Raw genomic sequence first — 15,155 nt, forward strand, 5'->3', positions numbered from 1 at the left:
CTCAAGCGGCGGGAAGATTGCCGGGGGAAAACGAGGGTGGCAAGCGGGTTTAGGCAGGGCTCGGTGCGTTATGCCATCACGCAAGCTGATGCCTGAGGCGGTCAACTTGCAGATTCCGGTTTCGTTGCTGGCGCCGCTTCTTGAGGGCTGCAGCGATGATACCTTGCCGCAGGAGCGGCGCTCCCAATATCAAACTCCAAAGCCCTGCCAAGTAAGCTACTAGCCCAATGAACTTCCACTGCCTTGCTGCCTTACGTTCCTCGGCGGCAACTGTCCTGGCTGTGCGAAGCAGCTCTTCCTTGACGTTCGAGGCCGCGAGCAGGTCAAGCGCGTTCTTGGCAATCTCCGCAGTCTTGGCAACTCCTTCGGGGTTCGCCGACCAGTCAGCCTTGCTGAGATCGCGAAGGTTCTGAGAGAACGCCCAAAGAGCTGCTTCAGATCCGCATGTTCGTCCATCATCCGGTTCGTCAAATGGCGATTGTGTTTCAGGAGATAGCTGCATTGACAGCATCCGCTCAGCAAGGGCCTGCTGGGTAGCCCAGAAGCCATTTGCCAAGAATGGGCACTCAGGTGCTCCTTCTGACTCAAACCGAGAAAGCTTAGATGCCGCCCCCGCCAAATCCGACACGGCCCGACCTTTAACAGCGAATGCGTTCAGATAGAGCCTTTGTGCACGACCTGCCATATCTGCGTCAGCCAATGCAGCCAGTTCCGGCAATGTCGACAAGCCGGTTGGCACGGTAAGTTGAGAGTTGTCCGGGATCGACGCAACGACGAGGACCAGTTCCTCAGAGTCAGATGCAGATCGCAGCAGTGGCGGCAAACCAAGTACGAGCGGCGCTATTCCCCAACCAATCGCGACGACCCAATACAGCGGAAACTTGTGAGCCTTGGGCAATCGCATGTCGCACCGAGAGTTGTCAGCGAAATTCCCGCAAGAGTAGCTCTGGAAAGCGGGCTAGGTCAACCAACGAGCCCCACTTCCTTCAACGCCGCCTTCTGGCGCTTGGCGAGCGCCTTTACGTCGAAGTCGCGGATGAGGTCGTGGAACAGCTGGTACCAGTTGATCTCGGCTTTGAGATGCAGGAAGACGGACCCCAGGCCGATCGCGGCGCGGTCCATGAAGACGAATTCCTTGGGCGGCGTCACTGGCCCCAGGCGCCTGAGGTCGGCGTGGACGTTCTCGGCCACCTCGCGGCCATAAATGCCGCTCTCAGCTTCCTGGATCTTGCGGGTGCGGTCCTCGAGCAGCGGGCCGTAGACGAATTTGGCCCAGCGGTTGAGGACGTCGATCACCTCGTTGTTCAATCCCTTGAAACCCCAGCTCTCATAGGCGTGGACCGCCATGTCGCGGTCGCCACGCTCCAGCGCCCAATAGAGATCGATGACGCCCTTCACAAATTTGGCGTCGAAGATGCGGATGCAGCCGAAATCCATGAGGTTGACGGCACCCTGGTCCTTCGTGCCCTTGGGGCGCACGGTGTAGTTCCCAAGATGCGGATCGCCATGGATGATGCCGTATTCGTAGAAGGGCACGTACCAGGCGCGGAACATGTTGAAGGCGACCTTGTTGCGGAGCTCGACCGATGGCTTTTTCTCAAGGAAGGTCATCAGCGGCTCGCCCTCGATCCAGGTCATGGAAAGGAGGCGCCTGGTGGTGAGGTCGAGGAGCGGTTCGGGGAGATGGACTTCCCTTTCACGCGCCAGCATCAGCCGATAGAGCGCCATGGCCTTCGCCTCGCGCTCATAATCCAGCTCCTCGCGCAGGCGGTCGGCAATCTCGCTGTGGATATGTTCGGTAGCGATGGCACGGTCGTAGCGCTCGTAGAGCCGGAAGATGAGCTTCAGCTGCGAGAGGTCGGCCTCGACCGCGGATTGCATGTCGGGATATTGCAGCTTGCATGCAAGCTTGCGCCCATCGAGCGAGACGGCGTGGTGCACCTGGCCCAGTGACGCCGCCGCCGCCGCCTCATGGCCGAATTCCTTGAAGCGCTTCTGCCAATCAGCCCCCAACTCCGCCGCCATGCGCCGCTTGACGAAGGGCCAGCCCATGGCCGGCGCATTGGCCTGGAGCTGGCGCAACTCCTCGACATATTCCTTGGGAAGCGCATCCGGGATGGTGGACATGATCTGCGCCACCTTCATCAGCGGCCCTTTCAAGCCACCCAAGGCTGCCTTGAGGTCGGAGGCATGCTCGGCCTTGTCGACCTTGATCCCCAGATAGCGCTGTCCGGCGACGCGCGCGGCAAGCCCGCCCATGGCTCGGCCGACCTTGGCATAGCGCTTCACACGGCCGGAAAGGGAATTGCGTTCGCTGTCGTCAGTCATGATCCTACCTTACTCGACCTGTCGCCGGATCGGATCATATCAAGGACCTGCCTGTCATGCGACAAATCGGCAGTGTGTCAGGGCTTGGCGTGAATCTCCGTCTTGCGACGAGCTACGAACGCTTCGAGTTCCTCGATCACGGCCGGATCGAGGGCCGGTTGCTCATAGGTGCGTAGCAGGTCCTTCCAGATGAGATGGGCGCGTTCGGTGCCGGTCCTGGCGCCTGATTCCCACCAGTTCTCGAAATTGCGCCAATCGGACAGCATCGGTTCGTAAAAGGCGCTGTCGAAGCGCGACAAGGTATGCTGCGCGCCGAAGAAATGCCCGCCGGGACCCACCTCCTCCATCGCCTCGAAGGCGATGCTGGGCTGGTCGATCTTCATGGGGTCGAGAAAACTACGCATCAGCTGCAGCATCTCGGCATCGAGGATCAGCTTCTCGAACGAGGCGGTGAGGCCGCCTTCCAGCCAGCCCGCCGCATGTTCGATGAGGTTGACGCCGCCCATGATCGTGCTCCAGAGCGACATGCCGCCCTCATAGGCAGCCTGCACATCGACGCAGTTGGAGGCGGTCACGTTCGAGGAGCGGAACGGCACATTGTAACGCCGTGCGAGCTGGCCGGAAGCCAGCTGCGCCTTGGCATATTCCGGCGTGCCGAAGGCCGGTGCCCCGGTGCGCATGTCGACATTCGAGGTGAAGCCGCCATAGAGCACGGGGGCACCCGGCGCCACGATCTGCGAGAGGGCGATGAGGGCCAGCGCCTCGGCATTCTGCTGGGTGAGCGCACCGGCGATGGTGACCGGGCTCATGGCACCCATCAAGGTGAAGGGGGTCATCGCGACCGGCTGGCCAGCGCGCGCCATGGCGCAGAGCCCCTCGCCCATCGGGATATCCAGCCGCAAGGGTGAGTTCGAATTGACGATGGTGAGGGTCGCCGGATTGGCGCGCAATTGTTCGCGCGTCTGCCCCAGCGTGATCGCCAGCATGTCGATGGCGTCCTCGACCCGGTAGCCGCCCAGCGCCCAGCATTGCCAGTTCTTGTCGGTGTAGCGGATGGCGGCGAGGTAGAAATCCAGATGCCGCGAGTCAGCAGGCAGATCCGTGGGCTCGCAGGGGCAGCCGCCTTCCTGATGGATGACGTTCAAGGTCTGCACGAGCTTGATATAGTCACACATGTCCTGGTAGTTGCCGGCGCGGCGGCCGCGTTCCATATCATGGGCGAAGGCCGGACCGCCGGTCGCGGCGAAGATCATGCTGCCATCGCCGACACTGAGATTCTTCGCCGGATTGCGCGCCTGCAGCGTGAAGCTGGACGGCGCCGTCCTGATCTTCTCCTCGATCATCGCCGGATCGAAGCGAACGCGCTGGTTCGACTCATCGACCGTGGCGCCCCCTGCTTTCAGAAGATTTCGGCTCTCGTCATGCAGCACTTCCATGCCGATCTCGGAGAGCAGGCGGAGCGAGGCGACATGGATCGATTCCAGCTCGTCGGCGCTCAACAGTTCGATCGGCGGATAGCGGTTGACGACCTTGCCGAAGGGCAATTGGCGCGGACCGGTCGCTAGCGGCCGGCGCGGGCGGCGTTGGGTTGCGTCGCGAGTCATCGCCTTGATTCCTTCACTTCACGAAGACGAGTTCGCGCTTGAACGGGAACTGATCCGGATCGATCACCTCGCCGAATTCGCGCGCCGCCTTGTGGCCGGCATAGACCGCATGCACGATGGCGCCGGGCACGTCGGCGTCGCCGATATTCTTCAGCGTCAGGATGCCCGCTTCCGCCCGACCCGCCTCATCAGCCTTGAGATCGAGGAACAGGGCATCATCGGAAATGCGCGAACTGACATTGACCAACGTCGCCGCCTCAAGGCGCTTTTCCGTGCCGGTATAGTTGCAGGCGAAAGTAGCGTGATCGCCCCGCCAGCCGGTGAGCTTGTGGGTGAGAACGAGCTTCACGCCGAGCTTCATCAACTTGACCTGGGTCTTGAACTGCTCGTCGGTGAAGACGGACCAGGTCGCGACATCGGTGCCGGGCGTTACCAGGGTCACGTCATTGCCCTCGGCACGCAGTTTCTCGGCAATGACAGCGCCCATGTAATATTGATCGTCGTCATAAACGATGACCGGGCCGGCGACCTTGGCCCCCGCCATGATGTCATGGGGGGTGAGCACATTGGCCGCCTCCATGCCGGCCACGGGCACGTAGTTGTTGTGGCCGACACCGTCGCGCCGCCATTTGGCGCCGGTGGCAAGGATGATGTGGCGATAGCCGGATTCAAGGAGTGCCGCCTTGTCCATGCGGCTTTCGCGGAAGATCTCGATATTGGACAGCTTGGCGATCTGGCCGAGGCGATAGTCACGCACGCGCACCCAGGCGGAGAGGCCCGGCAGCTTCGGCTCGAAATTGAGACGGCCGCCGAGATCACGCGACGCATCGGCCAGCGCCACGTCATAGCCGCGCTTGGCCAAGGACATGGCGCATTCGAGACCGGCGGGACCGGCACCCACGATCAGCACGGGGTCCTCGGCATGGCCGCTCTTGGCGTTCATGATCTCGGGATGCCAACCACGGCGATATTCCTCGCCAATGGTGGGATTCTGCGTGCAGCGGAGCGGCACGCCGGAATTGTTCTGGGCGCGGCAGAGGTTGCAGCCGATGCACTCGCGGATATCGTCCTCGCGACCCTCGTCGATCTTCAAGGGAATGAAGGGGTCAGCAATGGAGGGCCGCGCCGCGCCGATGAAATCAAGAATGCCACGCTTCACCTGGTCGACCATGGTATCGGGCGAGGTGAACCGCCCAACGCCGACCACCGGCTTGGTGGTGAGCTTCTTCACGAAGCTGGTGAACTTCTCCTGATGCGCCTCAGGCCCGAAACGCGAGGAGAGGGAATCATTGTCGACATAGGAGACATTGACGTCCCAGAGGTCGGGAAGTTCAGCGAGCAGCGAAATCACCGCCTCGCCCTCCTCCGCCGCCTGGACACCGTCCGGCCCCATCAGTTCGTCGACGGCGAGCCGGACAGCGACGGCGCAGGTGTCGCCGATCGCGTCCTTGGTATCCTCGATCATCTCGCGCAGGAGGCGGGCGCGGTTTTCGATCGGTCCGCCATATTCGTCCGAGCGCTGGTTCCAGCGCTGTGTGATGAACTGGAACGGCAGATAACCGTGCCCCGCATAGACATAGACGATGTCGAAGCCGGCCCGCTTGGCGCGCTTGGCAGCCTGGACCTGCCATTTGCGCAAGTTGCGGATGTCCTCCTTGTCCATGGCGCGGCTTTGCATCGGAAACACCGCATGCTGGGTCGAACCGGAGGGGGACATCGGCGTCTCGCGGCTCCAGCGATTGGGGCTGTGATTGCCGCCATGCCACAGTTCGACGCCGGCGAGGGCACCATGCTTCTTGATCTTCTCGACGGTGAGCGATTGCGTCTTCACGTCGTTCTCGTCCCATAGCGCGCAGAGGCGATAGGGCGCATCTTCCGACGACCAGTGCATGGAGCAATATTCGGTGTTGATGACGCCCCAGCGGCCTTCGGATTTCAACTCGCGCAGGCGCGAGACCGAATGCGGCAGATCGTAGCCCATGCCGGTGCAATGCGGCACCTGGTAGAAGCGGTTGCGGGCCGTGACCGGGCCGATCTTCACGGGTTCAAACAGGATGTCGTAGCGAGGATTGCGTGGCACGGTTCGTCTCCCCAACAACACCACCTCGCCTGCGGCTCGGATGGCGCCCAGTTTCTGCGTCGTTTCAGATGATTGACCAAGCTGTATACAGCTTGGCAAAAAGAGTCAATTGGCGCCGAGCGCAGCCCAGAACAAGGGGCTTTCGGCCGAGGGCGCGGCACGGCTCAGCAGCGGTACCGGCAATTCATCCGCGAAGGAGCTAACATTGACACCATAAGAAGTGCCGAGCGCCCTCTGCTGGCCGAAACCAGCAAAGATGCCGAACAGGGTTGGCTGGCCGGCCTGGTTGACGAGCACGATGGGGCCGCCGCTGTCGCCGATCCGGATGATGCAGGTGGTGACGACCATGTCGACGGCATAAAGCGGATTGAGGGAGGATTCCTTGACCACCTTGCAGGGCGAATGCGGGCGCAGGATTTCCGCCACGCCATTGCCATAGCCGGCGGTATAGAGTTTTTCGCCGGCGGCAATGCGGGCGATGACCGCGTCGGTGTCGAGCGGCCGCGCAACCAGCGGCCGCACCGCGCGGAGCGGCGGGGCGATGCCGATGAGGGCCCAGTCGCGCACAATATCGGAGCCTTTGTTGACGTCCTTGATAGCGCCGCCCATGGCCCGGATTGACACGCCCTGGAATTCCCCCAGGTCGGGTTCGGCACCGTAATTGGGGAGGAAGGTGAGATCACCAGCCTGTGCCGCGATGCTGTTCTGATGCAGGCAATGGGCAGCGGTTACGATGAGGTCCGGCGCCACCAGGACCGCCGTGCAGGGTCGCGCACTATGCGCGATGACAAGCTTCCCGACAGCGGCCGTCCAGGGAATCTGTTGTGGCGCGCTGATCGGCGGCGGTGGCGATACAACGCGCTCGGCGCAGCCGGCCAGTGTCGCGCCCATGATCGCCAGGAGCAGCAAGATGGACGCGCGGGCCATCGATGGGAGGTTCAGCAACATCGATCAGGGCGTCGACGCGGCGGTCGTCTCGGCATTGATCTTGTCAGCGAAATAGACCGAGCTCGGACCGAAGCTGGAGAAATCTTGCCCGCCATGGGCGCCCCAAAAATTCGTCACCACACCCACCACCCGGCGCTCACCGCTTGGATCGGTCAGCAGGATTGGGCCACCGCTATCGCCTGGGATCACGTCGCAGCTGTTCACGATGACGTCGCGACCGGTTTCGAGGATTTCCTCGACATCGCGGATCAGATGGCATTCGTCGCGCATCTGCAGGCGCTTGCCGGAAAAGGCCCCGTAAACGCCATAGCCGGCATGGGACAAGGTACTGCCCTTCTCCATGCGTGCGTAAATCCCGTCGACACCGATCTTTTCGACCTGGAGCGGCGCCACATAATCGACCGGCGGCGATATGCGCAAGGCCGCCCAATCATCCTTGGGCGCGCCGCGCAGCTGCCCGCTGCCGTCCGGCGTGATCGGCCAACCCATGGCAATGACCGCTGTGACCGACACCGGCTTCAACCGCTCGCGCCCGACATCGAGAGCGGGGGTGAACTCGAAATCCGTGATCTTGGCGTTGCTGCCACGGCCATAGAGGCAGTGCGACGCCGTCAGGATGATGTCCGGCCTGATCAAGGTCGCCGAGCAGGACCCATCTTGGGCATCAAGCCTGCCGATCGCAGCCGACCAAGGCAAAGGCGCGCTCGGCCGGTCCACTGTCCGGATCGGCGTGGCGCAAGCAGCGACCGACAATGCCACGGCGGCAAGGATCAGGACTCCAGGAAGCGTCTTTCGACGCGGCATGGTCACCAGAGAGAGCTTTGGCGGCGCTATGGTCGATGTTGGCATCAAGGGAATCCTGGGGACAATTGTCGAGGCTTGGGAACACCCGTTTTGGGTCGTCATGAGGGCGCCGCGGCCCTGCGCGCGCCACCGAGGTCGATCGGTATCGACAACAAGGCCGCGAAGGCTGGCCGATCCTTGAGAATATCTGCCAGCGAATAACGATCGAGGACCGCCATGAAGGCCTCCAATGCTTCGCCGAGAACACCCGACAAGCCGCAAACCGCGGCGATCGGGCAGGTGTTGTGCTCGACGTCGAAGCATTCGACAATAGTGAGGTTGCCTTCCATCTGACGGACCGTGGTGCCAATATTGATCTCGGACGGAGGACAGTTCAGGCGCATGCCGCCACGCCTGCCGCGGACAGTTTCGATGATGTTGAGGCGCCCGAGCTTGTGCACGACCTTGGTCAGATGGCTCTCGGAAATGCCGTAGGCGCCCGCGATCTCTTCGATGGTGACCAACTCATCGGTACGCAAACCCAGATAGATCAGCGTGCGCAGCGAATAGTCGGAGAACTGGGTCAATTGCATCGGGCACCGCGGACCTTGTGTGGCAATCAGCTTATCGCCTTGCCGAGGTTGTTGGAAGGCTGCTCTAAACCGGCCTGCCGCCGCTAAAATATTGACTTTTTAGGGTATTCCGCGCCACCGGGTGACGTTGGCGCCAGAATAGGCTAAAAGCCAGCCGGGGCCGCACGGCGACCGGGCAAATGAGCGAGGAGATTCAGGGTGGTTAGCAAGGGTCAGGTACTGGCAGCACTCGATACAGTTTCGGCCAGTGAGGCGGTTGACTGGGCGCACCGGCTGGACGGCGCGGTGGCAGGACTCAAGCTGGGCCTTGAATTCTTCCTGGCCAACGGCCAGCTCGGGTATCGGCGCATCGCCGCCGTTGGCCTGCCCATCTTCCTGGACCTCAAGCTGCATGATATTCCCAACACGGTGGCGGGCGCCCTGCGCGCCATCGCCCCCCTGCAGCCGAACATCCTGACGGTCCATGCCGGCGGCGGCCTCGCCATGATGAAGGCCGCCAGCGACACAGCGGCCGCATGCGCCGACAAGGACAAACTGCGCAGGCCGAAGATCGTCGGCGTCACCGTGCTCACCTCGCTCGACGAACAGGATCTCACCGCCGTCGGGCAGGCCGTCCCGGTGGCCGACCAGGTCAAGCGCCTGGCGCTGCTGGCGCGAACCGCCGGGCTTGACGGCGTGGTCTGCTCGCCTCACGAAATCGAGGCGCTACGGCGAGAAGTCGGCGAGGATTTTCTGCTGGTAGTGCCCGGCGTTCGCCCTAACTGGGCGGACAGCGGCAAGCAGGCCGGCGGCGACCAGAAACGCGTCCGCACACCTGCCGACGCCGCCAAGGCCGGCGCCGATTACCTGGTGATCGGGCGGCCCATCACGATGGCCGACGATGCCCGGGAAACCGCGTGCCGGATCGGTCTGGAGATCGACGCCGCCATCGGGCATGACAGTAACTGATCTTAATAAAGACTGCGAACAAGCCGCATCCCATGATACCGCCCCGCAAGACCGACCTGCAGCCCCTGCCCCTGGCGATTGCCGCCTGCCGCCGCACCTGGACCGAGCGCGACGATCTGCTGCGCCTGGCCGTCATGCCGCTGGCGCTGAGCTTTGCCCTCAATCTCTGGGTCTGGCATGCCTATGGTGACGTTTTTTCCGCCATCGCGCGCGGTGAGATGCCGGCGCCGGAACTGGCGGACGCGATGCTCATACCGACATTGTTCGTCGGCCTCGTGAGCTGGTTTGCCACGAGCGTGTTCGCCGTCAACTGGATGCGAGTCCTGCTGCTGGGTCCGGGCGCCGTCGCCGGGTTGGGCCTCGCCATCGATCGTCGCCAAGTGAAGTTCACGATCCTGGCGTTTCTGACGCAATTAGTGCTCGGCGTCGGCATCATGCTGGGTCTGCTGGTGGCCGCCTTCCTTTTGCCGAGCTTTGCGTTGATGGCCATCCTCGGATTTGTGATGCTGCTGCTCTATGTCATGGTGCTCCTGCGCCTGGCGCCACTCTGGGTCGGCATCGCCATCGACGCGCCGCTGAGCTTCAAACAGGCCTGGCAGCGGACCAGCGGCTATGGCATGCAGTTGCTCTCGGCGGCGGTGCTGATTTTCCTGGCGATTCTGTTCGGGCAGACCGTCCTGCAGATATTCCTGGGCGTGCTCGGGCTTGTCCAGGCGGCACCCATGGCGATGCTATTCATTTCGCTGGTTATCCAGTTCATCCTGACGGCCTGCATCTGCGCGGTGTTCGTACTGGCCTATCCGCGCTTCGTGTCGGAGACAGTGTGACATGTCGGTCGCTGTCAAGATCTGCGGGTTGAAGACACCGGACACGGTCAGGGCCGCGGTCGATGGCGCCGCCGCCATGTTGGGCTTCAACTTCTATGCGAAGAGCCCGCGCTACCTGACGCCGAGCCTCGCCGGGGAGTTGGGCAAGCTGGTGCCTGCCGGCATCGCCAAGGTCGGGCTCGTCGTCGATGCCACCGACGATGCCATCGCCGGCATTCTCAAGGAAGCGCCGCTTGATCTGCTGCAGCTGCATGGGACGGAGACCCCGGCGCGGGTAGCGGAGATCCGCGCCCGCTTCGCACTGCCGATCATGAAGGTGATCAGTGTCGCCGATGCGGGCGATGTGGCCGCGGCGCGCACCTATGAAGCCGTGGCCGACCGCCTGCTGTTCGATGCCAAGCCGCCCAAATCGATGACGGATGCCTTGCCGGGGGGCAATGCGCTGTCATTCGACTGGGGGCTGCTCAAGGATCAGCACTTTACCCGGCCCTGGATGCTGGCCGGTGGGCTCAACACAGGCAATCTGGCCGAGGCCGTGGCCCGGACGGGGGCTAGCGCGGTCGACACCTCATCGGGGGACGAAGACCGGCCCGGCGAGAAAAATGTGAACAAAATCAAAGAGTTTCTGGCACTCGCCCACACGCTCTAAGGGAGCAGGTCGACGCGGTTAGGGCTTTGACCTTTGGCCGCTGCTATGGTTGATTGCGCCCTTCAAGCGAATCCACTGATTTGACCTGATTTTCCCCGAGTTTCGGAGCCCAGATCCCGTGAGCACAGCTGCCGCCACCCCTCCCAATTCCTACCGCACCGGGCCGGATGAACATGGCCGGTTCGGTATCTTCGGCGGCCGCTTCGTCGCAGAAACGCTGATGCCCCTCATCCTCGAGGTCGAAGCGGCATATAACGCCGCCAAGGCCGATCCGAAATTCGCCACGGAAATGGATTACTACCGGACCCACTATATCGGCCGGCCGAGCCCGCTTTACTTCGCCGAGCGCCTCAGCCGCGAATTGGGTGGCGCCAAGATCTATATGAAGCGAGACGAGCTCAACCACACAGCCTCGCACAAGATCAACAATTGCATGGGCCAGATCCTGCTCGCCAAGCGCATGGGCAAGACGCGCATCATCGCCGAGACCGGCGCCGGGCAGCATGGTGTCGCGACAGCCACGGTCTGTGCGCTCTTCAACCTGCCCTGCACCGTCTATATGGGCGCCACCGACATCGCCCGCCAGCAGCCCAACGTGTTCCGCATGAAACTGCTGGGCGCCGAGGTCATTCCCGTGCATAGCGGCACGGCGACCTTGAAGGATGCGATGAACGACGCCTTGCGCGACTGGGTCGCCAATGTCGAGAACACGTTCTACATCATCGGCACCGCCGCCGGCCCGCATCCTTACCCCTCGATGGTGCGTGATTTCCAGTCGATCATCGGCGTCGAGACCAAGGCGCAGATGCTGGAAGCCGAGGGCCGCCTGCCCGACACGCTGGTCGCCTGCATCGGCGGCGGCTCCAATGCCATCGGCCTGTTCCACCCGTTTCTGGATGACCGCGAAGTCGAAATCATCGGCGTCGAGGCCGGTGGCGACGGGGTCGAGACGGGACGTCACGCGGCATCGCTCACCGGCGGTCGTCCGGGCGTGCTCCATGGCAACCGCACCTATCTGCTGCAGGATGATGACGGGCAGATCATAGACGCGCATTCGATCTCGGCCGGGCTCGATTATCCCGGCATCGGGCCGGAACATTCCTGGCTGCATGAGATGAAGCGCGTGAAGTATGTCTCGGCCACAGACCAGGAGGCGCTCGATGCCTTCCAGATGCTGGCCAGGGTCGAAGGCATCATTCCGGCACTGGAACCGGCCCATGCGCTGGCCTATGTGCAGAAACTGGCGCCGACGCGGGCCAAGGACAAGATCATCGTCATGAATTTGTGCGGTCGCGGCGACAAGGACATCTTCGCTGTCGCTGAACGCCTGGGAACGAAGCTATGAGCACGCGTATCGAACGCCGCTTTGCCGAATTGAAGGCGGCGAAGCGCGGTGGCCTGGTGGTTTTCGTGACCGCGGGCGACCCCACTTATGAAGTTTCGCGCGAGATCATCCTCAGCCTGCCGCAGGCGGGTGCCGATGTGATCGAGATCGGCATGCCGTTCACCGATCCGATGGCCGACGGCCCGGCGATCCAGGCCTCGTCGCTCCGCGCGCTCAAGAACGGGCAGAACATGGTGAAGACGCTGAGCCTGGTGCGCGAATTCCGCGCCAAGGATCAGGCGACGCCGATCGTGCTGATGGGCTATTACAACCCGATCTATTCCTATGGCGTCGACCGGTTCCTGGTGGACGCCGACAAAGCCGGTGTCGACGGGCTGATCGTGGTCGATCTGCCGCCCGAAGAGGACCAGGAATTGTGCCTGCCGGCGCTCAAAGCCGGCTTGAACTTCATCCGCCTCGCCACACCCACCACCGACGACAAGCGCCTGCCGACGGTGCTCAACAACACGTCCGGCTTCGTCTATTATGTCTCGATCATGGGAATCACCGGGACGCGCGCCGCTTCGGATGTCGATATCACCGCCGCAGTCGGCCGGCTGAAGCGCCATACCGATTTGCCGATCGCGGTGGGCTTCGGCATTTCGACGCCGGAACGTGCCGCCGCAGTCGCCAAGGTCGCCGATGCCGCCGTGGTCGGTTCCGCGGTGGTCAACAAGATCGCTGCCGAACTGGACGCCAATGGCAAGCCTGGCCCGCGCGCCGCCCAGGCAGCCCTTGATCTCGTGAAGAGCCTCGCCGCCGGCGTTCGCGCCGCGCGTGTTTGATCGGAGAATAGCAAGATGAGCTGGCTCACCAATTTCGTCCGGCCGAAGATCCGCAAGCTGGTCCAGAAGACCGACGTGCCGGAGAATCTGTGGGACAAATGCCCCGCCTGCGGCCAGATGATCTTCCACCGCGAACTCGACGCCAACCAGCGCGTCTGCACCCATTGCGGCCATCACATGCGCATCGACGTGAAGACGCGCCTCGCCTTGATGTTCGACGAGGGCAAGTATGAGCGCATCGATCTGCCCAAGGTCATGATCGATCCGTTGAAGTTCAAGGATCGCAAACGCTACGCCGACCGCCTCAAGGAAGCGCAGGCGAAATCCGAAGAACAGGACGCCATCGTCGTCGCCTATGGCACCATGATGGGCGCCGACGTCGTGATCGCCGCGTTCAATTTCGATTTCATGGGCGGCTCCATGGGCATGGCGGTTGGCGAGGGCCTGGTGGCCGCCGCTGGCCTCGCCGTCAGCCGCAAGGCCGCCCTCGTCGCCATACCGGCCTCAGGGGGTGCGCGCATGCAGGAGGGCATCCTGTCGCTCATGCAGATGCCGCGATCGGTCATCGCTGTCGATCAGGTCAAGGAAGCGGGCCTGCCTTTCATCGTGCTGCTGACTGATCCCACCACTGGCGGAGTCTCAGCCTCCTTTGCCATGCTGGGCGATATCCAGATTGCTGAACCTGGTGCGCAGATCGGGTTTGCGGGTGCCCGTGTGATCGAGGAAACGATCCGCGAGAAACTGCCCGAGGGCTTCCAGCGCGCCGAATATCTCCTGGAACACGGCATCATCGATCTGGTGATTGCCCGCAAGGATCTGCGGGAACAGATCGGCCGGGTGATTTCCCTGTTGACCAAGAGGCCGGCTGCGGCCTGACGCACATGGCGCAAAGCCCGACCAGCGATATCGTTCTCGAACGCCTGACCAAGCTGCACCCCAAGCTCATCGATCTTGAGCTGGAGCGGACGCAGCGATTGCTGGCGGCGGTGGGTCACCCTGAGCGGCAATTGCCGCCGGTGATCCATGTCGCCGGCACCAATGGCAAGGGATCGGTCATCGCCTATCTGCGGTCGATTCTGGAGGCCGCCGGCTACCGGGTCCATGTCTATATCTCGCCGCATCTGGTGCGCTTTCATGAACGCATCCGCCTCAACGGCAAGCTCATCGACGAGAACCTTCTCATTTCACTGCTGGAAGAATGCGAGCATGCCAATGGCGGCGTGCCGATCACCTTCTTCGAGATCACGACCGTCGCCGCGTTCCTCGCCTTCACGCGGGAACCGGCCGACATCGTGCTGCTGGAAACAGGTGTTGGCGGCGAGTTCGACGCCACCAATGTGATCGAGCAGCCGATTGCCACTGTGCTCATGCCGATCTCGTTCGATCACATGCAGTTCTTCGGCAATACGCTGACGCTCATCGCCAAGGCCAAGGCCGGCATCATGAAGCACGGTCGGCCGGCGATCATCTCGCCGCAGCCAGATGAAGCCATGGCAGTGTTCGAAGCGAAGGCAGCCGAATTGAAGGTGCCGATGCAACGCTTCGGCCGCGAATGGACCTGCGATGGCGACCTCAGGAACGCCCTGCGCTTCACCGACAGCCGGGGCCCGCGCATCTATCCGGCGCCGGGGCTCGCCGGCCGGCACCAGTTCCGCAATGCCGGCTGCGCCATCGCCACCACGGCGGTGCTGGACGGCTTCAGGATCACCGACGCCCATATCGCCCAGGGCCTGCGCAACGTCACTTGGCCCGCGCGCATGCAACGCCTGGTCAAGGGTCCGCTGGTCGACATGCTGCCCAAGAATGGCAAGTGGGAATTGTGGCTCGATGGCGGCCACAATGCCGAGGCCGGCGAAGTGATTGCGGCGATGCTGGCCGATTGGCGCGCCGAGGACGGCAAGCCGGCCCATCTCATTTTCGGCATGCTCAATACCAAGGACCCGGTCGCCTTCCTGAAGCAATTGGCACCGCACGCAGAGGACATGGCCGCGGTCGCCATTCCGGGCGACCATGCCAGCCTGTCGATCGAGGAGTGTGTTGCGGCGGGCGCAGAGGTGGGTTTGATCAGCCAGGGCTACCGTTCCGTCGAGGCTGCCTTGCGGGCACTGGTCGATGCCCATGAAGGCAGTGCGGAGCCGCGCCGCGTGCTGATCTGCGGTTCGCTCTATCTCGCCGGCACCGTGCTCGCTGAGAACGAGTGACGCCAAATGAAAACCCCACCGCGGG

At 62.9% G+C, this 15,155-nt stretch carries 14 protein-coding genes; 7 read left to right on the top strand and 7 right to left on the bottom strand.

Translation table 11 applies throughout. The features are described 5' to 3' along the window. Window positions 1-76: 76 nt before the first annotated feature. From IPK59_19140 to IPK59_19170, 7 genes are all read right to left on the bottom strand, one after another. Window positions 77-904, bottom strand: a complete 828-nt coding sequence (locus IPK59_19140) for a hypothetical protein (GenBank protein MBK8160781.1) — start codon at window positions 902-904, stop codon at window positions 77-79. A 59-nt stretch (window positions 905-963) separates the two neighbouring features. Then, window positions 964-2,328 (bottom strand): AarF/ABC1/UbiB kinase family protein, encoded by a 1,365-nt coding sequence (locus tag IPK59_19145; GenBank protein MBK8160782.1) that lies wholly within the window; start codon window positions 2,326-2,328, stop codon window positions 964-966. Between the two features lie 77 nt (window positions 2,329-2,405). Next, the gene (locus IPK59_19150) at window positions 2,406-3,932 is read right to left on the bottom strand and encodes a trimethylamine methyltransferase family protein (GenBank protein MBK8160783.1); all 1,527 of its coding nucleotides are present in this window, start codon (window positions 3,930-3,932) and stop codon (window positions 2,406-2,408) included. 13 nt (window positions 3,933-3,945) lie between these two features. After that, on the bottom strand, window positions 3,946-6,012 hold the full coding sequence (locus IPK59_19155) for an FAD-dependent oxidoreductase (GenBank protein MBK8160784.1): 2,067 nt from the start codon (window positions 6,010-6,012) through the stop codon (window positions 3,946-3,948). Between the two features lie 105 nt (window positions 6,013-6,117). After that, window positions 6,118-6,939 carry a trypsin-like serine protease gene (locus IPK59_19160; GenBank protein ID MBK8160785.1) on the bottom strand — a complete coding sequence of 274 codons (822 nt, stop codon included), beginning with the start codon at window positions 6,937-6,939 and terminating at the stop codon, window positions 6,118-6,120. A 24-nt stretch (window positions 6,940-6,963) separates the two neighbouring features. Continuing rightward, on the bottom strand, window positions 6,964-7,809 hold the full coding sequence (locus tag IPK59_19165; GenBank protein ID MBK8160786.1) for a trypsin-like serine protease: 846 nt from the start codon (window positions 7,807-7,809) through the stop codon (window positions 6,964-6,966). Between the two features lie 53 nt (window positions 7,810-7,862). Next, entirely contained in the window at window positions 7,863-8,336 is a 474-nt protein-coding gene (locus IPK59_19170; GenBank protein ID MBK8160787.1) for an Rrf2 family transcriptional regulator, read from the bottom strand. A gap of 198 nt (window positions 8,337-8,534) precedes the next feature. Here IPK59_19170 and pyrF point away from each other — a divergent pair, with 198 nt between their 5' ends. From pyrF to IPK59_19205, 7 genes are all read left to right on the top strand, one after another. Continuing rightward, window positions 8,535-9,284 (top strand): orotidine-5'-phosphate decarboxylase, encoded by a 750-nt coding sequence (gene pyrF / locus IPK59_19175; protein MBK8160788.1) that lies wholly within the window; start codon window positions 8,535-8,537, stop codon window positions 9,282-9,284. Window positions 9,285-9,316: 32 nt separating this feature from the next. Next, a complete protein-coding gene (locus IPK59_19180; protein MBK8160789.1) occupies window positions 9,317-10,111 on the top strand; it encodes a hypothetical protein in 795 nt (264 codons plus the stop codon). A gap of 1 nt (window position 10,112) precedes the next feature. After that, window positions 10,113-10,760, top strand: a complete 648-nt coding sequence (locus IPK59_19185; GenBank protein ID MBK8160790.1) for a phosphoribosylanthranilate isomerase — start codon at window positions 10,113-10,115, stop codon at window positions 10,758-10,760. 118 nt (window positions 10,761-10,878) lie between these two features. After that, a complete protein-coding gene (trpB, locus tag IPK59_19190; protein MBK8160791.1) occupies window positions 10,879-12,105 on the top strand; it encodes a tryptophan synthase subunit beta in 1,227 nt (408 codons plus the stop codon). Then, on the top strand, window positions 12,102-12,929 hold the full coding sequence (locus IPK59_19195; GenBank protein ID MBK8160792.1) for a tryptophan synthase subunit alpha: 828 nt from the start codon (window positions 12,102-12,104) through the stop codon (window positions 12,927-12,929). Before trpB ends, IPK59_19195 begins: the two co-directional genes overlap by 4 nt. Before the next feature lie 15 nt (window positions 12,930-12,944). Further along, window positions 12,945-13,805 (top strand): acetyl-CoA carboxylase carboxyltransferase subunit beta, encoded by an 861-nt coding sequence (locus IPK59_19200; GenBank protein ID MBK8160793.1) that lies wholly within the window; start codon window positions 12,945-12,947, stop codon window positions 13,803-13,805. Between the two features lie 5 nt (window positions 13,806-13,810). Continuing rightward, window positions 13,811-15,130 carry a bifunctional folylpolyglutamate synthase/dihydrofolate synthase gene (locus IPK59_19205; GenBank protein ID MBK8160794.1) on the top strand — a complete coding sequence of 440 codons (1,320 nt, stop codon included), beginning with the start codon at window positions 13,811-13,813 and terminating at the stop codon, window positions 15,128-15,130. The last annotated feature ends 25 nt before the right edge of the window (window positions 15,131-15,155 follow it).

It is taken from the genome of Rhodospirillaceae bacterium, assembly GCA_016712715.1.
Taxonomy (GTDB): domain Bacteria; phylum Pseudomonadota; class Alphaproteobacteria; order Dongiales; family Dongiaceae; genus Dongia.